Source organism: Aeromonas sp. V90_14 (assembly GCF_029967615.1).
Taxonomy (GTDB): Bacteria; Pseudomonadota; Gammaproteobacteria; order Enterobacterales; family Aeromonadaceae; genus Aeromonas; species Aeromonas hydrophila.
This window is the reverse complement of record NZ_JASCAS010000002.1, coordinates 272956-296241: the sequence shown is the minus strand read 5'-3', so window position 1 is coordinate 296241 and position 23286 is coordinate 272956. Positions and strand designations below refer to the sequence as shown.

The following is a 23286-nucleotide window of genomic DNA, read 5'->3' as shown; positions in this document are numbered from 1 at the left end:
GAGCGCTTGCATGGCATGCAAGAGGTCCGCGGTTCGATCCCGCGTAGCTCCACCATCTTTCGTAACGAAAGTAGAAAAGGCCACCGCACTGCGGTGGCCTTTTTGTTTTGCGCTCCGTTCACCGGTCGTGCCGGCTGGCCAATAAAAAGCCCGCATCGCTGCGGGCTTTTGGTTTGATGGCGGGTCATCAGCCGTGGCGACGACGCCAGGCCAGCGGCAGCAGCGCCAGCAGCAGGGCGCCCATGGCACCGCCACCGCCGTTGCTCTCCTCTTTCAGCTTGAGGTCGACGATGATGGGGTCGTGGTCGGAGGCGCTGAACGGGTTGTCAGACTTGATCATGTCGCCGCTGAAGTCACGGCCGTACTCGAACAGGTTGCTCTCGAACGAGTTGATGTGCCAGTCGGCGACCGCCACTACCTTGCTGGCCAGCGCCGGGTTGGCGAGGGCATAGTCCAGGGTGCCGAGTTCGGCCTCGTAGCTGTAGGAGATGGCCTTCTCCTTGTTGAACTTGACGTTCATGTCCACCAGGCCGTAGCTCTTGCTCACCTCGCTGCCGGTCTGCTCATAGACCTGAGCGCCGAGGAAGGTCTGGGAGGCGGAGACTATCTTGCGCTGACCGTCGGTCGGCACATAGTCGGTCAGCACCCGGATCGCATCTTCCCTTGCGTAGGAGTTGAAATCCCCCACCAGCAGCACCTGGCCCGGCAGTTTGTTCACCGCCTCGCCCAGCACCTTGGCGGCGCTGACCCGGAACTCGGTGCACTTGCCCTGCAGATGGGCCGGCTCCTTGCCGTCCAGATTCTCCAGGCAGCCGGATCCCTTGGATTTCAGGTGGTTGACCACCAGGGTCAGCGGCTCCTTGCTGCCCTCGACGGTGAAGCTTTGCACCAGAGAGTCACGCTGGGAGGCCTGTTTCTCGACCCCTTTCGCATCCAGGTATTTCTGCACCGGCAGCGTGATGACGCCGGCATCCCCCTGCGGTACCAGCTTGGCGGGTCGGTAGATCATGGCCACCATGATGGCGTCGCCGCCGAAGAAGCGCTCGTTGCCAAGCAGCGCCTTGGGCAGGGTCACGAAGGCGTACTGCTTGCTGGCATCTTTCTGCTGGGCGTTGAGGGCCTGCACCAGGTCGCTGATGGCGGAGTGGCTGTCAAAGCCGTTGTTCTCCATCTCCATCAGGCCGAGCAGGTCGGCATCCATCTCGGTAATGGCGTTGACTATCTTGGTGCGCTGCAGCTGGAAGTCCTCCAGGTTCTTGGCACCGCGGTTGCAGCCCTTGGCGCTGTCCGCATCGGCCTGATCCTTGCACAGCACGTTGAGTGCTCCGCCCACGCTGGAGTGGCTGGTGAAGTAGTTGAGCACGTTGAAGCTGCCGATGCGCAGATCGGTGCCGTCGGCACGGGCCGGGGCGCTCTGGCGGTCGTTGTCGCTGGTGCGCAGCAGATCGCCGGCGGTGATTACCTGATCCTGCGGTACGATCAGCCGGTATTCGTTGTAGCTGTAACCCACCAGCGCATCCAGGTTGACCGGGGCGTCGCCGATGCGCAGGTAACCCTGCTCCGGCTCCCAGGCCGGCAGCCAGGGCAGTTTGCCGTCGGCGGCCTTGAAGTCCGATTCGAGGAACACCCGGTTGTTGGCGTTGGCCTTGGCCAGTGCCTTGGCGGCCTTGCTGTCGGCATCGTGCAACTGGGTCGGTTTCATCAGCGGCGCCTGGTGGGAGAGCACCAGGTTGTTGCGCCGGGCGGCGTAGTCATAGCTGAAGTTGCGGCTTATCTTGAGCGCGCTGTCGGCATCGAGCCGTACCCGCATCCCTTCGTGACGCTCCAGCGCCCGGGCCAGGGTCTCGTTTTCCAGTACCCGCAGCGGCACGGCGGCAGGGGCCGTCCCCTGGGCGAGGACTTGCAGGCGCGGGGCGCCGCTGTCAGCGACCGGCTTGAGCTGGGTGTGGTTGTAGTACTCCTCGACCTTGGCCTCCAGGCAGACTTCGGCGCCCGGCTTGATGTCCGGGTACTTGCTGGCGAAGTTCTTGTCGTTGAGGTAGACGAAGATGCCGTCCGAGGTCTGGGGGTTGCCATCGCCCTGCACGTCCTGCAGGTAGAATCCCTTGTTGAGGCTCTCGCCGAGGCCAGAGACCACCGCCTTGACCATGACGCTCTGGGGACTTTCGAACTTGTCGGCGGGAATGAGTGGGCTCTTGTCGCCGCTGCCCTGAATGACCGGGATCGGGGTGAGGGCGCTGTCGGCCGGGCAGCTGAAGCCGGCGGCATAGACGGACGGGGAGGCGAGCGCAAGCCCCACGGCCAGCGACAGCAGGGTACGTGTTCCTTTCATAACTGTTCCTTTTTTATTTTTTGCCAGTGTTTCCATAGCCTTGGCGCATCGGCCAAGGGCGCGCATTGTCACATTTCTGGCATGTCATACCAGTGAGCCAACGCACATTACGGGGATACAAATGAGGGCAATGCCGGTTTTTTTGACTTGGCTAACAGTATGAAATTAATGACAAAACAGTTATTTCGTCACATCAGTGAAAATGTGATCTGGCTGGCATCCACATATTTTTCCTCGAGAATGAAGATTGAGACTCGGCTGGTTGATTCCTATACTCGACTTGTTCCTCACGGAACCCAGGTAAAGGGCAAACCGGTCGAGATGCCGGGACGCAATGCCTCCGGTCTTCAGATCGAGCGATCCAGATAGCGGGGCTTCCCAGGGTGAGGGTGACGTTTGTGGCAGGTCCATTGCCAGTTGTCTGCGCCCATCACGCAGGTTGCGCTTGTCCCTTGCCTTGGTGACCAATGCCAAGACAAAACAAGGAAGATAACAATATGCAACAGACCCTAAGGCCCAGCAGGCTTGTCATGCTGGTGGCTTTGGCTGCCATGCCCGCCTGGGCACAGGCCGCCTATCCCGCCTATCAGGCCGGTACCGCCTACAAGGCCGGCGACATCGTCAGCAACGTCGGCAATCTCTATGAGTGCAAAGAATTTCCCTACTCCGGCTGGTGCGGGGCCTCGCCCTATCACTACGCTCCCGGAGTGGGTGTGGTCTGGGCCGATGCCTGGAAACTCTATGGCGGGGACGTGCCGCCCCCTGCGCTCGGCGTAGCCGTCAGCTCGCCGGCTGCCGGCGCCAGTTTCAACGAGGGGGCGAGCGTCGCGCTGGCGGTGACCCTGAGCGGCCCGGTGACGGCGCTGGTTCGGGTGGAATACCTCATCGACGGCAAGCTGGTGGCCACGGCGAGCGCCTCGCCCTGGAACGGCAGCTGGAGTGCCGCCGGTGTCGGCGCCCACGCCCTCAAGGCTCGGGCACTGGATAAAGATGGCAAGGTGCTGAGCGAGGCGGATTCGAGCTTCAACGTCGCCGCCGTGGTGGCGCCAGAGGCGCCCAAGGTGAGCATCAGCAGCCCGGCCAGCGGCGCCAAGGTGACACTGGGTCGCAGCGTGGCGGTGAGCGGCAACGTCACCGATGCCAACAACGACGTCGCCAGGGTCGAGCTGTTCGTCGATGGCAAGAAGGTGGGTGAAGACACCAGTGCCCCCTGGCAGGTGAACTGGACGCCCCAGAGCAAGGGGCTGGCCGGCCTCAAGCTGGTGGCGACCGACAAGGAGAACCTGAGCGGCGAATCGAGCCAGGTCGACGTACAGGTGGAAGAGGCAGCCCTGCCGCCCACCGGTGGCAACCTCTCCTGCGATATCCGCCAGATCTACCGCCCTGACGGTTACGAGTGCATGGGGGATGATCACGCCCGTCGGGTCATCGGTTATTTCACCTCCTGGCGTACCGGCAAGAACGGCTTGCCCTCCTATCTGGTGAGCGATATCCCCTGGGACAAGATCACCCACATCAACTACGCCTTCGCGGCGGTGGACGAGCAGAGCCACACCATCAAGGTGGACGACTCGGCGACCAAGATGACCTGGGACGGCGTGCCGGGTGCCGAGATGGATCCGGAGTTTGCCTACAAGGGCCACTTCAACCTGCTGTCGAAGTACAAGAAGCAGTATCCGGACGTGAAGACCCTGATCTCGGTGGGGGGCTGGGCCGATACCCGCGGCTTCTATACCGCCACCACCAAGGGTGACTGCTCGGTCAACAATGACGGCATCAACGCCTTTGCCAACTCGGCGGTGAGCTTCATCCGTCAGTACGGCTTTGACGGGGTCGACGTCGACTACGAATACCCCACCTCCATGAAGGATGCGGGTAACCCCAATGACTTCCCGCTCTCCAACCAGTGCCGTGGCAAGCTGTTTGCCAACTACAAGGTGCTGATGCAGACCCTGCGCAGCAAGCTCGACAGCGCCGGCAGCGAGGATGGTCGCAAGTACATGCTGACCATCGCCTCGCCGGCCTCGGCCTATCTGCTGCGCGGCATGGAGAACTTCCAGGTCACTCAGTACCTCGACTACGTCAACCTGATGACCTACGACTTCCACGGCGCCTGGAACAACTTCGTCGGTCACAACGCCGCCCTGTTCGACAACAAGGCGGATGCCGAACTTGCCCACTGGGGTGTCTATACCCAGAGCCAGTTTGGCGGCATCGGCTACCTCAACGCGGCCTGGTCTGCCCACTACTTCCGTGGCGCCCTGGCGGCCGGCAAGATCAACGTGGGCGTGCCTTACTACACCCGTGGCTGGCAAGGGGTCAGCGGTGGCACTCACGGCCTGGCCGGCAAGGCAGCCCTGCCTAGCCAGAGCGATTGTCAGCCGGGTACCGGTGGCAGCACCATCCCGTGTGGCAACGGGGCGGTCGGCATCGACAACATCTGGCATGATCTCGACAAGAACGGCAAGGAGATCGGCGGTGGCGCCGTGCCCATGTGGCATGCCAAGAACCTGGAGAACGCCGCCAGCCTGGGTATCACCACCATGCCGAGCTACGGCCAGGCCTGGGGTCTGGATCCCAACAACCCGGCCCATGTGATGCAGGGCAAGTACGTGCGTTACTACGATGACAAGGCGCAGGCGCCCTGGCTGTGGAACGAAGAGAAGAAGGTGTTCCTCTCCACCGAAGATGAAGAGTCCATGGGCCACAAGCTCGACTACATCATCAAGCGGGGCCTGGGCGGGGTCATGTTCTGGGAGATGGCGGGTGACTACGCCTTCGATCCGGCCAAGAACGAATACGGCATGGGCAGCACGCTGACCACGCTCGCCTACGAGAAGTTCGCCAAGGCAGCCAAGTACAACACCCAGCAGAACGATCTGGCGGCGCCAACCGCCCAGCTGGACATCGCGGTGAGCCTCTCCGGCTTCAAGGAGGGGGATTCCAACTACCCGATCAACCCGACCCTGAAGCTCACCAACAACTCGACCCAGACCATTCCGGGCGGTACTCGCATCGAGTTCCTGGTGCCCACTTCCACCTCCGACACCATCACCGACCAGAGCGGGATGGGGCTGAAAGTGGTGGAGAGCGGCGGCAACCAGAACTCCGACGGCATCGCGGGCGAGAAGGACTTCCACAAGGCGGCCTTTACGCTGCCGACCTGGAAGGCCTGGGCGCCGGGCAGCGACGTGGAAGTGGCGATGACCTACTATCTGCCGGCCGCCGGTGTGCCGAGCGGTATCCGCATCATCAGCGGCACCCAGACCGCGGGCCTCAAGGCCGAGTTCCCGACCCTGCCGGAGGCCGTACTGGGCAGCAGTGGTGGCGGCGAGAACCCGGGCGGCGCCACCTGCAGCAGCCAGAACGTCAACCCGGCCGCCTACAAGGCCTATCCGACCTGGCCGCAGGGGGATCACGCCAACGGCGGTGACCGGATGACCAACAACAAGGCGGTGTGGCAGGCCAACTGGTGGACCAGCAGTGAGCCCAAGGCGGGCGATGGTAGCTGGAAACTGGTGTGCAGCTACTGAGTTGTCCAGGCTGCTGTACCAGCAGCGAGCTCAGAGCGGGCGATGGTAGCTGGAACTGATATGCAGCTACTGATGACCGTTTGAGGGGCAGGCCGGCACTCTGCATGGCCTGTCCTCTCGCAAGGCAATGACCCAATCCGGAGCCCAGGCTCCGGATTTTTTTATGGCGGGGTAATAAAGGCAGAGGCATAAAAAAGACCGCTCCGGGGAGCGGCCAATTGCCACCAAGGCAATCTGCGGGGTGACCCCCTTGTTGTTGACCGGCAGGGCGGGAGCCCGTCCTGCCGGGTGTCATTGCGTGCCATGCCGGGAACAGATGCTCCGGGCTGGTACGCCAGGGTTGCTTATTGGGTGACGGCGCCGCCCTGCTGCTCTTTCAAGAAGCTGATCCAGGGCGACGCGCGGCCACTGACGTTGCCGTTCTGGGCAGCCTGAGTGAAGGCGCTGAGTGCCTCCTTCGGTTTTTGCTGCTCAAAATAGGCGACCCCGGTCAGGAACTTCAGATCTGCCCGCTGCTCGCCGCTGGCATTGGCGGCGGGCTTGGCGGCGAAGGCCACCAGATCCTGGTAGCGCTTGCTCTGGATCATCATGCGCGCCATCTTGAGCTGCAGCTCGGCGTTGGGGGCCAGCTTGTAGGACTTGGCCAGGGTATCGATGGCCGGGTCCAGCTCCTTGGCCTGGTGCCAGTAGTTGGCCAGCGCCTTGTAGTTGGCCGCGTTGCTCTCGATGGTCCCCTCCTTCATCGCCTTCTCCATCACGCGGGCGGCGCGGTGGGGAATGCCGGCGAAGGCCAGGTAGTTGGCCAGACGCTGCAATTCGGCCGCCTCGGTCAGCATGCCGAGGTTGTAGGCCCCCTCCAGCGCCGCCAGCGCCTTGCCATCGTTGCCCGCCTGCATGTGCATGGCGGAGAGCTGGGTCCAGTACTTCTTCTTCTCTGGATAGCGGTCGACCAGCGTGGTCAGCACCTCGGTGGCCGGCTTGTACTGTTTCAGCTCGTAGTGGGCCGCCATCTTCAGCAGATACCAGGACTCCGGCGCCTTGCCGGCGGAGAGCTTGATCGCGTTGTCCACCGCCGGTATGGCTTCCCGATACTGCTTGAGCTGCACATGGGCGTTGGCCAGCGTGATGTAGGCGTGCGGGGTCGGCTTCTCGTCCTTGCCCAGGCTCGCGAACCACTGGTTCATGGTACTGATGGAGGCCTTGAAGTTGCCCTCCGCCATGTAGAGCTGGGCCAGGTTGTAGCGCACCTGCTGGGCCACCGGCTGGGGCAACCCGCCGGTGGCGATGGCGTCGGCGAAGTACTTGGTCGCCTGACCGTACTTCTCCTGCTGTGCCGCCACGAAGCCCAGGGTCTGCAAAATGACCCCCTTGTCGTAGACCCGCTCGCCGGCGCCGGACAGCGCTTCCTGCAGCTTGGCATTGGCCTCGCCGTATTTTTTCTCGGTGATCAGTGCCTGCGCCTTGTTGACCGCGCGGTAGGCGCGATCAGAGAGAGCAGGCTGCTCGGCGGCCCAGCCGGCGGTGCTGAGCAGCACCGCCATGGCGACCGGGGCGAGGATCAGGGTATGTAACTTTTTCATCGCCACCTTCCTTAGTTGACCGCAAACTCGATTTCTTGCTGCATGCGGGTGGCCTGCGGCTTGCCATCGACCATGGCCGGCTTGAACGTCCATTTGGCGATGGTCTTGCGGGCCTCCTTGCCGAGGTCGTAGCTGCGGGGATCCTCTTTGACGATCCGCACGTTGCTGACGGTGCCGCGCTCGGTGACGGTGAACTCCACCAGCACCTTGCCGGAGGCGAGGCCGGCCAGCGCCGCCTTGCGGGGCATCATGGGCTCGAAGGTCGCCAGCGGAATGGCGCCGTTGTTGCCACCCATGCCGCCACCACCACCGCCGGTGCTGTAGGCACCGAGGGCGTTGCCGCCACCGATGTTGACCGGGATGTCGAGTTTGGGCATGTCCATCGGCGAGCTCTCCATCTGCGGCCGATCCGTGCTGGCCACTTCCATCTCGGGAGGGGGAGGGGGCCGGTTCGGGGGCGGCGGCTTGGGCAGCTCGCGTTGTCTCTCTTGCAGGGTCTCCTGAGGCTTGATGCGGATGAAGTCGGTCATGCTGACGTCCTCCTTCTCCACCAACTCCCGGTGATCCGGTGTGATGAGCTTGTTCATTCCCAGAAACAGGAAGAACACCACCACACAGGAGACCGCCAACGATATCAGGTATCTCATGGTGCTCGCTCCGGCATCAGCTGCTCTTGCTCGCCGCGATGGAGATGTTCTGGACACCGGCCATGCGGATCTGATCCATGACCTGGACCACCAGACCTGAACGGGATTCGGTATCGGCCTGGATCACCACGGCGCTCTCCGGGTTTTCGGCCCGCAGCCGCTCGATGTTGGCGCGCACGGCGCCTACTTCGACGATGCGCTTGTCGACCCAGACCTGGCCGTTTTCACGGACCGCGACCATGATGTTCCCCTTCTTCACCGTCTCGGCCGTGCTGGCGCTCGGGCGGTTGATCTCCACGCCGGACTCCTTGACGAACGAGGTGGTGACGATGAAGAAGATCAGCATGATGAACACTATGTCCAGCATGGGGGTCAAATCGATGGCCGCCTCATCAGCACTGCTGTCGCTGTGACGTTTTCTCATGGCAAAAACTCCTTGCTTGTTCTGTGCCCCCGCCAGAGCCGGGCCCGGCGGGGGAGTGCATCCTGCATCAACCGTGTTTCAGGTTGTCTTCCAGCTTCTCGACCGCCAGCTTGGCCTTGTGATCAAGCTGGTTGACAAAAAACAGGCCGGAAAGGGCGGCAATCATGCCTGCCATGGTCGGTACCGTCGCCTTGGAGATCCCCGAGGCCATCGCTCGTGGTGAGCCGGTGCCGGTGATAGCCAGGGTGTCGAACACCTGTACCATGCCGACCACGGTCCCGAGCAGCCCCATCAGCGGGCAGAGGGCGATCAGCACCTTGATGACCGGCATCCCCTTGTCCACCGCCATGGCCACCCGGGAGACCAGCTCGCGCCGGATCTGCTTGGCGGACCAGGAGAGGTGATCGCTGCGGGCCAGCCAGGCGGCCTTGGTCTGCTTCACCTGCTTGGGGTAGACCGCCATGAAGTAGATCCAGCGCTCCAGCAGCAGGGCCCACATCATCAGGGTCAGGAAGAACAGGGCGACCAGTACGTCGCCCCCCAATCCCAGAAACCGGCGGACCGACTCGACTTCTTCAATCAACCAGAACCACATGGGTGACTCCTTACGCTGCGGCTTTGGAGGCGTGCAGACGTTCCTGGTAGCGGGCGACGAAACCGGCGCTCTGCTCTTCCAGCACCTGGATCAGACGACGGCTCTGGGTCTGTACGATGGTGTAGAGGAACAGCATGGGCACGGCGACCACCAGACCCTGCATGGTGGTGACCAGGGCTTCGGAGATACCGCCAGCCATCAGCTTGGGATCGCCGGTACCGAACAGGGTGATGGCCTGGAAGGTGGCGATCATCCCCACTACGGTACCCAGCAGACCCAGCAGCGGTGCGACCGAGGCGATCAGCTTGATGATGCTGATGCCCTTCTCGAACTTGGGCACGTTGCGCAGGATGATCTCGTCGAGCTTGGACTCCAGATCCTCGATGTTGTCGCCACGATGGCTCTGGTAGGCCCCCAGCATCTCGCCGATGGGGTTGCCCTTGATGATCTGATCGGATTTCAGCTGCTTGCGCATGGATCCGCCGATGAGGGAGAGGCGAGCGCCGCAGAACAGCGCCAGCAGGGTGCCGAGCACGCCGAGCACCATGATGACATAGCCCACTTCACCACCCTGGTCGATCCGCTCCTTCAGGGTCGGCGACTGCACCAGCAGGGAGAGGATCACGCCGCGGGACGGGTCGACGAAGATCGGCTTGACGCCGCCACCACCCTGTTCAAACTCGGCGATGGGCTCCAGCACCCCCTTGTCGGGCTGACGGGGCAGCTGTTCGAACTTGCCGGTCTCCGGCACGAAGGTCAGGTACTTGCCTTCGGAGACGGTGTTGAACTCGCCGATCTGGGTGACGGTCTTCTCGGCCTGGTTGCCCTCGCCATAGACCACGGTGGCCGGGATCTGGCTGACCTTGCCACCGTCGACCATGCGGCTGAGGGTGGTGGTCCAGAAGGCGGTCAGGTCATCGCTGGAGGGCAGCTCCTTGCTCTCGGCCAGGCGGGTCAGCAGGGCGGTCTGCTCCGGATGTTCGACCCGGCGGGCAGAGGCGTTGAAGATCCCCTTGAACTCGCCGGCGAACTGGCGCAGCACCCCGAACATCTCGCCCATGTTGCCGGCACGCTGGCGCAGGGTCTCGGTCAGCTCGGTCAGCTGCTTGTCGTTGGCATCGAAGGTGGCCTTGAGCCGCTCACCCTTGGCCGTTTCAGCAGCCAGTTCTGCCTTGGCCTTGGCCAGCAGAGCGGCCTGCTCGTTCTTGTCGGCCAGGAAGCGGGCTTCCCGCTCCTTGTTGAGCTGGGATTCGGTGGTGCTGGCGGCCTTGACCTGATTGAGCAGGGCGTTCAGGTCCACCGGTTTCTCGGCGGCGGTCACCGGCAGGGTGATCAGGGTAGCGCCCGCGATCAGCGAGGCGATGGCAAGTTTGATTCCTTTCATGATGCTTTCTCCGCAGTTTGAACCGGCAGCTTGATGAGGGCGGGGGGCGCCTGCTTCTTGGCGATGCGAAGGCCCTGTTCCACTGCACTGCGATACTCCTGGGGCAACTCTTCCCACTGACGGGTCTTCTTGTTCCACATGCCGGTCTCATTGCCGTCCGGGGACTGGTAGAGCAGGGCGATGCGGCCGACGCGCAGGAACTCGTAGGTCTTCTCGCCGCCATCCTTGGCCAGGCTGGCCTTGTAGGATTCGATGGTGCGGCTGAAGCCCTCCTCGATCTGGTAGGCCTCCAGGATCTTGCGGTATTTCTCGGAGATGGTGACGTCGGCCCGGTTCATCAGGTCGGTCAGGGCCGCGACGCGATCCTCCCGCTCGACCTTCTGGAACGGCAGATCCAGCGCCACGAACTGCTCGAGGGAGTCGATCATCTTGAGCATCAGCGGCACCACTTCGGTGCTGGTCTGATCGATCTGGGCGATCTGGCGCTGCATCGAGGCCAGTTCGCTGCTCTGGGAGTCGACCATCTTGCCCACCTGCTCGTTGTAGGTACGCAGGCTGTCGACCTGACGCAGGGCGGCCTTGTACTGGGCGAGGGCGGATTCAGTAGAGTCTGCGTAGTTGTCGATCTTCTGCTGGGACACTTTGGATGCATTGTCGGTGGCGGCTTGAGCGTCCACTGCCTGGCTGGCAGAGGCGGCGCTCAGATTGAAGCTGGTCAGCAAGGCAGCAGAAACCAGGCTGCCGAGGAGCGCTTTCTTCATTGTAATTGTCCTTGTTTTCATAGGATTACCCTATCTCCGTAACTTCCTTGGACGTTGGGCAAAGCCGGCCCGACCGGGCCGGCTTGGGTTTATATCTCAACGGGAGTTGATTAGAACTTCTGGGTGTAGTCGAGGTAGTAGATACGACCATCGATGCTGTACACATCTTCGTCGTAGGTGAAACCATCGCTCTCAAGAGACGGACCTACGTTGAACATGTTCTTCACACCGACCTGGATCTTGCCGTCCCAGGGGGCATCCACACCGACGTTCAGGTTCCAGGTGGTCTGGGAGGCGATATGACCCACTTCCTCACCGGTATCGGCAATGTAGTCCTGGCTCTGGGAGTCGATGTAGCTGGCGCTCAGGTAGGTGTCCATGTTCCACCACTGCGGCACATTGACCCCGACACCGGAGTTGAAGCGCAGCTGCGGCTTGCCGTTCTGGCCAATCTTGTCTACAACCGGCCCACCGGCATAAAGACCTTCCTTGTATTCCAGGATGTAGGTACCACCGAAGTCATAACGAATGGTTGCCACGTTCAGGTCGTACTTGTAGTCAGCCTTGAAATCCAGGCCGCTGGTGTTCAGTTCACCCAGGTTGACCATGGGAGCGATAGCGCCCTTGATCTTGCCTTGGCTGTTACGAGTGATGTTGCTGGAGCTGCCGTTGTTCAGTTCGTCATAGATGATGGACTGCAGAGAGTTCAGCTGGATGACGTCGGTGATTTTGACCGTGTAGTAGTCCAGTGACAGGTTCAGGTCATCCAGCGGGCTGTAGGCCACGCCGAAGTTCCAAGTGTCTGCGGTCTCTTCCTTCAGCTTTTCGTTTGAAGTCCGCGTGGTATCGTACTGTTTGTTGGGGCAAGCAGCAGCCGAGATACCGTTTGCTTCGCAATAGACATAGTCCTTGGCCCAGTCGGCCGAGAAGGAGTCTGCAGAGTAGAGATCACTCAGACTGGGAGCCCGGAACGAACGAGACCAGGAAGTGCGCAGCATCAGGTTGTCCAGCGGCTGGTAGCGCAGACTGGTCTTGGGTGAGAAGGCACTGCCGAAGTCGCTGTATTTGTCGAAGCGACCGGCGACGTTGAGCTCAATCTGATCTGTGATGGGTACCAGGGACTCGATGTAGGCAGCAGTCACGTCACGAACACCACCAGAGGAGTTACCGGCGGAGCCTATGATGTTGCCAGCTTCCGATTGGGCATCGTATTTGTCGGCATAGACCCAGTCGTTGTATTCGGCACCTGCGTACCAGCTGACCGGCCCTGCCGGCAGTTCTCCCATGTCCCACTGGACACCGGCATACCACTGGTAGAAGTCCATGGTGGAACGGCGGCTGGTGTCGGCGGCCATGGAGGCCGTGGTGGAGGAATCAAATTCACCACCGACAAACTTGCCATCCTCGATAGCCTTTTGGGCGGCAGACTTCAGCACATAGCCAGTGCCGTTTTCCTTGTTGTCGGTCTTGGAGTACATGTAGCCGGCATTCCACTGCATGTCACCAACGCTTTCAGTTGTGATGGTGCCCTCAAAGCCGAGGTTCATACTGCCAGTAGTGTCTGTGACCAAGTTGTCACGGGTACCGACGTTGTTGAAACGGTAGTAGGCGTAAGCAGCTTCGCCCAGTCCTTGGGTTGCCGCGGCATCCAGGCCGTTGTCGGTGAAAAATTGCGCATTCTTCGGGTTGGCAGGATCTATGGCAAAGGCGCCTGCAGCAGGTGCAAAGCGGCTAAAGCTCTCGACCCGGGAACCAATGATCTGGGGTACGAAATCGACGTTGTCATTGATGTGATAGCGGCCATTTACATAGAGGGTGTCACGGCTGCGGGACGCAGTCTTGGCAGCAACCTGGCCGTAGTTGAAGTTACAGCCACCATCAGCGTTTACAAAGGGGTCTTTACAGGTGCCATCAGGATTGGTGGAACCTGCCAGCGGGCCATATGTCCAGATAGGATCGCCATTGCCGTCCAGGCCTGTGATGCCTTCCACGTTGCGACCGTAAACGCTGGGTGATTCGTTGCCTTGTTTGGCTAGGTAGTCACGGTCACGGCTGTAGATGATGTCCTTCTTGTCGTGCTCATAGACAGTCATCAGGGAGCCTTTTTCACCGGTAATACCGGCTACGATGGAACCGCTCTTTTCGTCACCGCCGTCTTCGCTTGGGCTACCAATTCGCCCTTGGAAGGTCAGACCTTCGTAACCCTCTTTCAGCACCACGTTGATGACGCCACCGATGGCGTCAGAACCATAGATGGCTGAGCCGCCATCCAGGTTCACTTCCACCCGCTCAACAGCCGCCATGGGGATGGTGTTGAGGTTGATGGAGGTACCACCCATGGTAGGAGAACCGGCGACGCGCTTGCCGTTGAGCAGCACCAGGGTACGCTCTGAGCCAAGACCGCGCAGACCAACAGTAGACTGGGACTGGAAGGAGCTGCCGGAGGAGGGGGATACGCCGCCGAAGGAGTTGTAGGAGGCCTGTTTCAGGTAATCTGCCACGGTCTGCTGACCGGATTGTTCGATCTTGGCTTTGGTGACAGAGACAACCGGGGTGGCACCTTCCACGTCGACGCGCGAGATACGGGAGCCGGTGACCTTGATCTTCTGGAGTTTTTCGACGTTTTGACCCTCTTCGGCCAAAACAGGGGTGGCTACTACTGCCGCGCTCGCCAAGGCAAACGCTACGGCAGCAGAGAGTCTGCTTTTCCTAAGCATCGCTTATATCCTTCCTGGTTGTTTTTTTGTTTGCTTCCATACCGCCCTCGTTGGAGCGATGCGTAAGGCTTATCAAGCTTTGACGGTTGACGTCAATTGAGGCGGTGTGGATGGGGAAGGGGGGCGCAATAAGCTGACTATGTTTTAATACTTCCGGTTTCGCAGCGGTTTATTCTGACTTGATGATATTTTACGATGTGAAATCGATGTTAAAATGAGTGGTTTCCATTTTATTGATTAATTTTGAACTTATCGATAGGGGGGATGTCTCGCTAGTTTTTATATTGTTAACCAAGACTTTTTTAGCATTATTTTCTGTTTTGGTAGTGTGTTCGGCTGAGGTTCAGATTGCATTGTTGAGCCGGATTTCAGCTTGCCCATATAGAGAAGGGTGATTTAATTCTGTTTTATCATATCTTGTTGTTTTATATAAAAAAGATGTTTTTGTTTGGCTGTTCTTGTAAATTTGATTGAAAATTTAAACGTTATTTAAATTGTTCATGTCGCAGTTTTTTATCTTGAAGTTGGCTTTTTCATAAAAAACTCACAGTAAATTCCACGGTTTGCCAAAGGGGCATGTCATTCCCTTCGTTCTACTTGATTTTTGTTGCAGAGCTTTTACAGTGACCGAGCGGATAGTCTGTCAATAACCGGCTATCCAGTGAGTAATGCCAGGAAGGACAGGCCCGTCACCGGATGTGACTGGCCATAAAAGAACAACAAGGACGAGGTTCCACCATGCTGTCGTATTTCTTACGTCGGATGCTTTTGATCATCCCGACGTTTCTCGGTATCACCCTGCTCGTCTTCACCATCACCCGCTTCGTGCCGGGCGGCCCGGTCGAACGCATGCTGCTGCAAGCACAGGTTTCTCAGAACGAATCGGGCCGCTCCAGCGGCAGCAAGGGGGCGCAGGCGCTCTCCGATGAACAGATCGAGGAGCTCAAGGCCTTTTACGGGCTCGACAAGCCCATGCTGGTCGCCTATTGGGAGTGGCTGCAGAAGCTGGCGGTGCTGGATCTTGGCGAATCGACCCGCTATTACGAGCCGGTGTGGGGCCTTATCAAGGACAGGTTGCCGGTGACCGCCTTCTTCGGGCTGGCGACCTTTCTGCTCAGTTATGCCGTTTCCATTCCGCTCGGGGTGGCCAAGGCGCTCAGGCACAACAGCCGCTTCGATTCGCTCAGCTCCATGTTCATCTACATGGCCTATGCGCTGCCCGCCTACGTGGTGGGCATCTTCCTCATTACAGTGTTCGCGTTCCATCTGGAGTGGCTGCCCATGGGGGGCTTCCCAGGGGACGAGTTCGACGGCATGGAGAGCAGCTGGGATCAGATCCGCACCGTGTTCGCCCATGCCTTGCTGCCGCTCATCGCCTACGCCATCGGTGATTTCGCCATCCTCACCATGACCATGAAGAACAGCCTGATGGAGAACCTGTCGGCGGATTATGTGCGCACCGCCGTGGCCAAGGGGCTGCCGTTTCGCAAGGCGGTGACCGATCATGCCATGCGCAACAGCCTGATCCCCATCGCCAGTCACCTGGGGTCGGTGCTCACCGTCTTCTTCGGCGGCTCCTTTCTCATCGAGACCATCTTCAACATCGACGGCATCGGTCTGCTCGGTTACGAGGCCATCGTCGAGCGGGATTACCCCACCGTGATGGGCATTCTGGCCATCACTTCCATGCTGATGCTGGTGGGCAATATCGTCTCCGACATCTGCGTTGCCCTGGTAGACCCCCGCGTGCGGTTTGGAGAGTGAGCATGAGTCACCTGTCGCTAGTCATGGCCAGTTTGATGATGCGCCCTATCGTCACCGATATCTGTGTAGCCATCCTGTCGGTCGATCCCCGCGTGCGGTTCGGAGAGTGAACATGAACCCTGTCACCTTAAAAAAACTCAAACGTTTCAAGTCGATCAAGCGCGGTTACTACTCCTTCATCATCTTCACCACCCTGGTGCTGCTCTCCCTGCTGGCGGAGCTCTTGGTCAACAGTCGGGCACTGATGGTGAGCTATCAGGGGGAGCTCTATTTTCCCACCTATGGCGACGTGATCCCGGGTCAGCAGTTCGGGCTCGATTACGAGTACGAGACCAATTATCGCCAGCTCAAAGACAAATTCGCTGCCGATGGCAAGGGGGATTGGGTGGTGTTGCCGCCGGTGCCCTGGAACCCCTATGAGCAGGATTTCAAGCAGGATGCCTACCCACCCTATGCGCCGAGCCTGGCCGAGCGCCACCTGCTTGGCACCGACACCAGCGGCCGCGACGTGCTGGCACGCTTGGTTTACGGTTTTCGCATCGCCATCGGTTTCGCCTTCATCGCGCTGGTGGCCAGCTATGCCATCGGGGTCACCATCGGCTGCATGATGGGCTTTCTTGGCGGGCGGTTTGATCTGGTGCTGCAGCGCTTTATCGAGATCTGGTCCCAGGTGCCGTTTCTCTACGTCATCATGATCCTGGTGTCGCTGGCCAAGCCCAATTTCGGCCTGTTTGTGGCCATCAACGTGCTGTTCGGCTGGATGGGCATCACCTGGTACATGCGCACCCTCACCTACAAGGAGCGGGCGCGGGACTACGTGATGGCGGCGCGGGCCCAGGGGGCCGGCACCGGGCGGATCATCTTCCACCACATTCTGCCCAACACCCTGATGATGATCGTGACCCTGGCGCCGTTTGCCGTAGTGGGCAACATATCCACCCTGACGGCGCTGGACTATCTGGGCTTCGGCCTGGCGCCGCCCACCCCGAGCTGGGGGGAGCTGCTCTCCCAGGGCATCAACAACCTGGATGCCATCTGGATCGTGAGTTCGGTGGTGGCAGCGGTGAGCCTGGTGCTGATCATGGTCTCCTTCATCGGCGAGGCGATCCGCGAGGCGTTCGATCCGCGTAAATTTACCCGTTATCAGTGACCTGGGGCGGGCTTGTGGCCCCGGTTGCTCACCCTTGAATCGACAAGCCCCCAGTGCAGGGGTATGACCTGGAAGTCAAACATGAAAAATAAAATCAAATGGATAGGTGCTCTCTTTGTGCTGGTGAACGGATCCTGGGTGTGGGCGGCCAGCCTGCCTGCAGATCTCAAATGGGAGACCAACGACACCGACCCCGTGTTCGCCTCGCCCAAGGCGCTGCCCGGTGGCAGCATCACCATGTTCGTGGACAGTTTCCCACTGACGTTTCGCACTGTGGGGCCCGACTCCAACGGCGCGTTTCGCTCCTTCATCATGGACAACCAGCTGAGGCTCATCAGCTTCCATCCCAATACCGGCAACCCCATTCCGTCGCTCGCGACCCACTGGGCCATCGCGCCGGACAACCAGACCGTCTACTTCAAGCTGGATCCGCGCGCCAAGTGGTCGGACGGCAAGCCGGTGGTCGCCGATGACTATACCTTCGGCTACGAGATGATGCGCTCCAAGGACATCAAGGGGCCCTGGTTCAACAACTACTACACCACCGAAGTGGTGGCGGTGGAGAAGGTTGACGACCACACCATTCTGGTCAAGGCGGGTACCCGCAAGGCCAAGCTGGACCTGCTCAACACCACCGAGCTGTGGCCGCAGCCCAAGCACTACTACAAGCTGACCCCCAACTGGGTGAAGCAGTACAACTGGGCCGTAGTGCCCACCACCGGCCCTTACGTGATGACCGACGTGAAGAAGGGCAAGTCCATCACCTTCAGCAAGCAGAAGGAGTGGTGGGCAAAGGACGATCGCTACAACCAGCACAGGTTCAACCTCGACACCATCAAGGTGCAGGTGATCCGCGATCACAACATCGCCTTCCGTCACTTCCTGAAAGGGGAGCTCGATACCTTCGAGATGATCCTGCCCAACTGGTGGCATGAAAAAGCGGTCACCCCCGAGTACAAGCAGGGATACGTGCAGAAGGTGATGGCCATGACCGACACCAAGCAGGGCGGGCAGGGGCTGCATCTCAATATCGCCACTCCCAAGCTGGCGGACATCAACGTGCGGCTCGGCATTCAGCATGCCCTCAACATCGACAAGATGATCAAGACGGTGCTGCGCGGCGACTATGACAGAGCCACCACTTTCGGCTCGGGTTTTGGCGAGTTCACCGACATGCAGCTGCCGGAGCGGGCCTACGACATCGCCAAGGCGCGCGACTACTTTGCCAAGGCGGGTTACAGCAAACCGGGGCCGGACGGCATCCTGCAAAACGACAAGGGGGAGCGGCTGACCCTGGCGCTCACCTACACCAGCCAGGAGCACTCCAAGCGACTGACCGTACTCAAAGAAGAGGCCAAGAAGGCGGGGCTGGATCTGGAGCTCAACCTGGTGGATGGCGCCACCGGCTTCAAGGCGATGCTGGAGAAGAAACACGAGGCGGCCTGGATGGGCTGGGCCGGCGGCGGTCTCTATCCGCAGTATTGGGAGTCGTTCCACTCGGCCAACGCCAACAAGCCGCAGACCAACAACCTGTTCAACGTGGCTGACAAAGAGCTCGATGGGCTGATCGACGCCTACAACGTCGAGTTCGACATGGCCAAGCGGGCCGAGCTCTCTCGCCAGATCCAGCAGCGTATCTATGATCTCGCCATCTTCGTGCCCGGGGTGCAGCTCAACTACGTGCGGGCCAGCAGCTGGCGTTACGTGATGCTGCCCGAGGTGCCTGCCACCAAGAACACGCCGGATCTGCTCTACTGGCCCATGGATGGCTACCCTCACAGCAGCGGCGGCCTGCTCTGGCTCGATCCCAAGGTGAAGGAAGAGACCCTGAAGGCCAAGGAGGCAGGGGAGGCGCTGACGCCCATCAACCTGCTCGACAAGACTTATGCACGTCATTGATATGGCGCAGAAGGGAGCAGCAGTCATGCCCAACACACAGGCTCCCCACCCCGGCGCCCACCAGGATCATGGGGGGCAGCTCGGCGTTGATGATGACCAGAGCAAGGCCCCCATTCTGGAGGTGCGCGATCTGGAGGTGGAGTTTGCCGTCGACGACGGCAAGATCAAGGTGCTCGACGGGGTCAGCTTCAAGGTGGCCCCGGGTCAGACGCTGGGGGTGGTCGGTGAGTCCGGCTGTGGCAAGAGCGTCACCTCGCTTGCCATCATGGGGCTGTTGCCCAAGCCCCATGGTCAGGTGGTGGCGGGCTCCATCCGCTTTCAGGGGGAGGAGCTGCTGTCGCTTGCGCCGGATCAGATGTACAAGGTGCGCGGCAACCGCATCTCGATGATCTTTCAGGAGCCGATGACGGCGCTCAACCCGGTGCAGACGGTCGGCGATCAGCTGATGGAGGTGTTCCACCTTCATCGTCCCGATTACAGCAAGGCCCAGCGCAGGGAGGCGGCCATCGCCATGCTGCAGAAGGTGGGGATCCCCGAGCCTGCCCAGCGCTTTGCCGTCTATCCCCACAACCTCTCCGGCGGCATGCGCCAGCGGGTGATGATCGCCATGGCGCTCGCCTGCGAGCCGGCGCTGCTCATCTGCGACGAGCCGACCACGGCGCTCGATGTGACCATTCAGGCCCAGATCCTGGAGTTGATGAAGGAGCTGCAGGCCCAGACCGGCATGGCCATCATCTTCATCACCCATGATCTCGGGGTGGTGGCGGAGCTGTGCGACGAGGTGGTGGTGATGTATGCCGGCCGGGCGGTGGAGCAGGCCGACGTGTTCGAGCTGTTTGACCACCCGCGCCATCCCTATACTCATGGTCTGATGAGCTCGATCCCGCGGCTCGAAGATGAGCCCAAGAGCCTGCTCAAGACCATCAAGGGGCAGGTGCCCGCCCTGCACGAGATGCCGGCCGGATGCCGTTTCTCCAACCGTTGTCCCCATGCCACCGAGATCTGCGTGAGCGCCATTCCGGCCACCGAGCAGCTCGCCGAGCGGCATGGAGTGGCCTGCCACCACTGGAGGGAGCTAGCCGTATGAAGACGCTTTTATCGGTGCGCGACGTGAAGCAGCATTTCCAGCTGGGCGGTGGCTTGTTGCGCAAGAAGTATCACGTCTACGCGGTGGACGGCATCAGCTTCGATCTCAAGCAGGGGGAGACGCTGGGGCTGGTGGGCGAGTCCGGCTGCGGCAAGTCCACCCTGGGGCGCACCCTGCTCAAGCTGTTCGAGCCGACCGCCGGCACCATCACCTTCGAGGGGCGTGACATCACCGACCTCCCGCCCAAAGAGATGCGATCTTTGCGCCAGGAGATGCAGATCGTGTTTCAGGATCCTGCGGAATCCCTCAACAGCCGCCACACGGTGGGGCAGATCCTGGAGGAGCCCTTCGTCATCCACGGCAAGGGCAACGCCGAACAGCGGCGCGTCTGGGTGCAGGAGCTGCTGGAGAAGGTGGGGCTGCCCGGCAGCGCGGTGGATCGCTACCCCCATGAGTTTTCTGGCGGCCAGCGCCAGCGCATCGGCATTGCCCGGGCCATCGCCCTCAAGCCCAAGCTGCTGGTCTGTGACGAGGCGGTGTCGGCGCTGGATGTGTCGGTGCAGTCCCAGATCGTCAACCTGCTGCTCACCCTGCAGCGGGAGATGAACCTCGCCATCATCTTCATCGCCCACGACCTGTCGGTGGTCAAGCACATCTCGGATCGGATTGCAGTCATGTACCTGGGCCGGATCGTCGAGCTGGCCGAGGCCCAGTCGCTCTATCTGGCCCCCCGCCACCCCTATACCCAGGCGCTCATCTCGGCCATTCCGGTGCCGGACCCGCGTCGGCGCAGCCAGCGTATCCTGCTGACGGGGGATGTGCCGTCTCCCATCTCGCCGCCGAGCGGCTGCCACTTTCATCAGCGCTGCCCTTACGCCGGCGAGCTGTGCCGCACCAAGGCGCCGAGCCTGCAGCCGTGTGACGGGGCCGATCATCAGGTGGCCTGCCACACGCCGTTGCCGCTGGCCGAGGTTATCCCCCTGGGAAAGGCGGTATGATGCCGGTGCCCGCATCGCAGCAAGATGGCACGGGAAACAGCGAATAAAAAATGGGGCCTGCGGGCCCCATCTTCATGGTTGGAGTTCAGGTTTGGCCGTGGAACATCTGGCCAGGGCAGGACAGCTCCCCCGCAAGGGGATGGCTGCTGTGTGGGTTGCTGTTTTTTTGTAATTTTACTACTTAAATGTTCGATCACGCTTTCACGAAATTGCCCGCTGGCGGCATCAGGCGCCATAGCGGAAGTAGTAGTTGCGGGTTGCCGGCGCATAGGTATCTTTCTCTACGACGCCTTTCTTGCTGGTTACACCCTTCAGGTGGAACAGGACTGCCAGATTCTCAAACATATATTCACCTCATCGCTCTGTCGTTGTTTTGTTATCTGTGACCTGGGTCACGCTTTAATCCTATGGTCTTCTGTGAGCTGGATCAACTTTTTGTGTTGTAAATTTACATAAATCATAGAAAGGGTTTTCAAATCTAAGGTTGCTTATGGAGACGGTTTCAGCAGGCTCTCAGATTGATACTCGTGGTCTGGTTGACGGGTCTGGATGAGCCACGGATGGGCACAGCAGAGCCGTCCGGCGGTTTCGAGGGGAAACATGCCAAGGGTAGGAGCAGGTAAAAAAATACCCCGCACCTGGCGGGGTATGTGGTGTGGCCGGTCGGCCTTGGCCTGCGGGCTTATTTGGCCGGGATCTGTTCCAGCACGTGAACCAGCAGCTGCCAGAACCGCTCGACCGCCGGGATGTGCACTTTCTCGCCCGGGGCGTGGGCGCCGCGGATGGTCGGGCCGAAGGAGACCATGTCCCACTCCGGGTAGGCGCTCTTGAACAGACCGCACTCGAGGCCGGCGTGGATCACCATGACGTTCGGCATCTCGCCGAACAGGGTCTGGTAGCTGTTGCGTACCAGCGCCATCACCGGGGAGTCCACGTTCGGTGCCCAGCCCGGGTAGGCGCCGGTAAACTCGCAGCTGGCGCCAGCCAGATTGAACAGGGAGCGAGTCATCTGTTCGACACTCTCGCGACCGGAGTCGATGAGGGAGCGGATCAGGCACTGTACGTACACTTCGCCATCCTGGGTCTTGATGACCCCCAGGTTGGTGGAGGTCTCGGTCACGCCCGGGATGGCATCGCTCATGCGGATGACGCCGTTCGGGCAGGCCATCAGGGAGTCCAGCAGGCGGGCCTGCAGGGACTCGCTCATCAGCTGGGCCGGTTTTTCCTGGGATGTGAGCAGCACGGTCAGGTTGGCTTCGGTGGCGGCGAGCTCGCTCTGGTAGATGCCGGTATAACGGTCAACCAGGGCCTTGAATTCGTTGACGCTGGCGGCGGGCACCAGCAGCTTGGCACGGGCCTCGCGCGGGATGGCGTTGCGCAGGGTGCCGCCATGGATCTCGGCCAGACGCACGCCCAGCGGCTCGGCGGCCTTGAGCAGACGCACCAGCAGCTTGTTGGCGTTGCCGCGGCCGCGATGGATGTCGACCCCGGAGTGACCGCCGCGCAGGCCCTTGACCTGCAGCTCGAACCCTTCACCCTCGGTGGCGGCGACCAACTCCAGCGGGAAGCGGATATTGGCATCCACCCCGCCGGCGCAGCCCATGTAGACCTCACCATCCTCTTCGGAGTCGGTGTTGAGCAGGATCTCGCCCTCCAGCCAGCCCGCTTCCAGACCGAAGGCGCCGGTCATGCCGGTCTCTTCGTCGGTGGTCAGCAGCACTTCCAGCGGACCGTGCTTGATGGTCTTGTCGGCCAGCACGGCCAGGCAGCCGGCCATGCCCATGCCGTTGTCGGCGCCCAGGGTGGTGCCGCGGGCGGTGACCCATTCACCGTCGATGTAGGCATCGATGGGATCCTTGGTGAAATCGTGCTGGGTGTCGGCGTTGGCCTGCGGCACCATGTCGATGTGCGCCTGCAGCACCACGGCCTTGCGGTTTTCCATCCCCGGCGTGGCCGGTTTCTTGATGATGATGTTGCCGACGGAATCTTGCTTGACCGCCAGACCTTCCCCTTGTGCCCATTGGACGATCCAGGCGCTCAGCTGGGCTTCGTGCTTGGAAGGGTGGGGGATGGAGCAGATCTGTTCGAAGAAATGCCAAATCAGTTTGGGAGAGAGAGAACTAAGCTGTGCCACGTCGGGACTCCTTACCAGCACGGAAGATGACAGGGCCCCGGTAGCGGGGCGAGCAAGAGGATAACGATAATACAGTCAATCACACAAAAATGTGAGCGATCAGCGCAAATTGCGGGCGGCTTGTGCTGGCAAGCGGGGGAATGGCAGCGTACAGCTCCGGTATGGACGAAACGAACCAGCACAAAAGAAAATTTGTGACTCGCATCACAAAAATATTGAGTTTATGGCGCCGGCTGGTAAATTAACGACCGTGGTTCGCCACCCGTCAGGATGACGATGAA

General features: G+C 60.7%; 15 protein-coding genes and 1 riboswitch. Of the genes, 6 read left to right on the top strand and 9 right to left on the bottom strand.

Features of this window, described 5'->3' with window-relative positions; genetic code table 11:
• Window positions 1-187: 187 nt before the first annotated feature.
• Window positions 188-2332 carry an ExeM/NucH family extracellular endonuclease gene (locus tag QLG02_RS03680; protein ID WP_282464533.1) on the bottom strand — a complete coding sequence of 715 codons (2145 nt, stop codon included), beginning with the start codon at window positions 2330-2332 and terminating at the stop codon, window positions 188-190.
• Between the two features lie 296 nt (window positions 2333-2628).
• A riboswitch (cyclic di-GMP riboswitch) is annotated at window positions 2629-2714 on the top strand.
• A gap of 148 nt (window positions 2715-2862) precedes the next feature.
• On the opposite strand from QLG02_RS03680, the gene QLG02_RS03675 reads away from it, so the two are divergent.
• Complete coding sequence (locus tag QLG02_RS03675) at window positions 2863-5865, top strand: glycosyl hydrolase family 18 protein (protein WP_282464532.1); 3003 nt, start codon at window positions 2863-2865, stop codon at window positions 5863-5865.
• Between the two features lie 344 nt (window positions 5866-6209).
• On the opposite strand, the gene QLG02_RS03670 is transcribed toward QLG02_RS03675, so the two are convergent.
• From QLG02_RS03670 to QLG02_RS03640, 7 genes are all read right to left on the bottom strand, one after another.
• Window positions 6210-7445: a tetratricopeptide repeat protein gene (locus QLG02_RS03670; protein WP_282464531.1), complete on the bottom strand. Its 1236-nt coding sequence runs from the start codon at window positions 7443-7445 to the stop codon at window positions 6210-6212.
• Window positions 7446-7456: 11 nt separating this feature from the next.
• Window positions 7457-8092, bottom strand: coding sequence for an energy transducer TonB (locus QLG02_RS03665; protein WP_024943514.1), 636 nt, complete (start codon window positions 8090-8092; stop codon window positions 7457-7459).
• 16 nt (window positions 8093-8108) lie between these two features.
• Window positions 8109-8516 (bottom strand): biopolymer transporter ExbD, encoded by a 408-nt coding sequence (locus QLG02_RS03660; protein ID WP_010633018.1) that lies wholly within the window; start codon window positions 8514-8516, stop codon window positions 8109-8111.
• Window positions 8517-8583: 67 nt separating this feature from the next.
• Window positions 8584-9111, bottom strand: a complete 528-nt coding sequence (locus QLG02_RS03655) for a MotA/TolQ/ExbB proton channel family protein (RefSeq protein WP_011707201.1) — start codon at window positions 9109-9111, stop codon at window positions 8584-8586.
• A gap of 10 nt (window positions 9112-9121) precedes the next feature.
• Window positions 9122-10495: a MotA/TolQ/ExbB proton channel family protein gene (locus QLG02_RS03650; protein ID WP_011707200.1), complete on the bottom strand. Its 1374-nt coding sequence runs from the start codon at window positions 10493-10495 to the stop codon at window positions 9122-9124.
• On the bottom strand, window positions 10492-11256 hold the full coding sequence (locus QLG02_RS03645; protein ID WP_273776059.1) for a DUF3450 domain-containing protein: 765 nt from the start codon (window positions 11254-11256) through the stop codon (window positions 10492-10494). The genes QLG02_RS03650 and QLG02_RS03645 overlap by 4 nt, the downstream gene beginning before the upstream one ends.
• Before the next feature lie 110 nt (window positions 11257-11366).
• Window positions 11367-13973: a TonB-dependent receptor gene (locus QLG02_RS03640; protein ID WP_206818731.1), complete on the bottom strand. Its 2607-nt coding sequence runs from the start codon at window positions 13971-13973 to the stop codon at window positions 11367-11369.
• Between the two features lie 738 nt (window positions 13974-14711).
• Here QLG02_RS03640 and QLG02_RS03635 point away from each other — a divergent pair.
• From QLG02_RS03635 to QLG02_RS03615, 5 genes are all read left to right on the top strand, one after another.
• The gene (locus tag QLG02_RS03635) at window positions 14712-15737 is read left to right on the top strand and encodes an ABC transporter permease subunit (protein WP_017410946.1); all 1026 of its coding nucleotides are present in this window, start codon (window positions 14712-14714) and stop codon (window positions 15735-15737) included.
• A gap of 106 nt (window positions 15738-15843) precedes the next feature.
• Window positions 15844-16887, top strand: coding sequence for an ABC transporter permease subunit (locus QLG02_RS03630; RefSeq protein ID WP_026080473.1), 1044 nt, complete (start codon window positions 15844-15846; stop codon window positions 16885-16887).
• A gap of 81 nt (window positions 16888-16968) precedes the next feature.
• Window positions 16969-18786 carry an extracellular solute-binding protein gene (locus QLG02_RS03625; protein ID WP_282464530.1) on the top strand — a complete coding sequence of 606 codons (1818 nt, stop codon included), beginning with the start codon at window positions 16969-16971 and terminating at the stop codon, window positions 18784-18786.
• A 25-nt stretch (window positions 18787-18811) separates the two neighbouring features.
• Entirely contained in the window at window positions 18812-19873 is a 1062-nt protein-coding gene (locus tag QLG02_RS03620; RefSeq protein ID WP_282464529.1) for an ABC transporter ATP-binding protein, read from the top strand.
• Window positions 19870-20871, top strand: a complete 1002-nt coding sequence (locus tag QLG02_RS03615) for a dipeptide ABC transporter ATP-binding protein (RefSeq protein WP_282464528.1) — start codon at window positions 19870-19872, stop codon at window positions 20869-20871. The genes QLG02_RS03620 and QLG02_RS03615 overlap by 4 nt, the downstream gene beginning before the upstream one ends.
• Before the next feature lie 682 nt (window positions 20872-21553).
• Here the strand turns inward: QLG02_RS03615 and QLG02_RS03610 are convergent.
• A complete protein-coding gene (locus QLG02_RS03610; RefSeq protein WP_282464527.1) occupies window positions 21554-23005 on the bottom strand; it encodes an aminoacyl-histidine dipeptidase in 1452 nt (483 codons plus the stop codon).
• Window positions 23006-23286: the final 281 nt, after the last annotated feature.

Excerpts from the sequence above, each read along its gene's own strand:
- QLG02_RS03680 (WP_282464533.1), bottom strand. The coding sequence starts at position 2,332 with ATGAAAGGAACACGTACCCTGCTGTCGCTGGCCGTGGGGCTTGCGCTC.
- QLG02_RS03675 (WP_282464532.1), top strand. The coding sequence starts at position 2,863 with ATGCTGGTGGCTTTGGCTGCCATGCCCGCCTGGGCACAGGCCGCCTAT.
- QLG02_RS03670 (WP_282464531.1), bottom strand. The coding sequence starts at position 7,445 with ATGAAAAAGTTACATACCCTGATCCTCGCCCCGGTCGCCATGGCGGTG.
- QLG02_RS03665 (WP_024943514.1), bottom strand. The coding sequence starts at position 8,092 with ATGAGATACCTGATATCGTTGGCGGTCTCCTGTGTGGTGGTGTTCTTC.
- QLG02_RS03660 (WP_010633018.1), bottom strand. The coding sequence starts at position 8,516 with ATGAGAAAACGTCACAGCGACAGCAGTGCTGATGAGGCGGCCATCGAT.
- QLG02_RS03655 (WP_011707201.1), bottom strand. The coding sequence starts at position 9,111 with ATGTGGTTCTGGTTGATTGAAGAAGTCGAGTCGGTCCGCCGGTTTCTG.
- QLG02_RS03650 (WP_011707200.1), bottom strand. The coding sequence starts at position 10,495 with ATGAAAGGAATCAAACTTGCCATCGCCTCGCTGATCGCGGGCGCTACC.
- QLG02_RS03645 (WP_273776059.1), bottom strand. The coding sequence starts at position 11,256 with ATGAAGAAAGCGCTCCTCGGCAGCCTGGTTTCTGCTGCCTTGCTGACC.
- QLG02_RS03640 (WP_206818731.1), bottom strand. The coding sequence starts at position 13,973 with ATGCTTAGGAAAAGCAGACTCTCTGCTGCCGTAGCGTTTGCCTTGGCG.
- QLG02_RS03635 (WP_017410946.1), top strand. The coding sequence starts at position 14,712 with ATGCTGTCGTATTTCTTACGTCGGATGCTTTTGATCATCCCGACGTTT.
- QLG02_RS03625 (WP_282464530.1), top strand. The coding sequence starts at position 16,969 with ATGAAAAATAAAATCAAATGGATAGGTGCTCTCTTTGTGCTGGTGAAC.
- QLG02_RS03620 (WP_282464529.1), top strand. The coding sequence starts at position 18,812 with ATGCCCAACACACAGGCTCCCCACCCCGGCGCCCACCAGGATCATGGG.
- QLG02_RS03615 (WP_282464528.1), top strand. The coding sequence starts at position 19,870 with ATGAAGACGCTTTTATCGGTGCGCGACGTGAAGCAGCATTTCCAGCTG.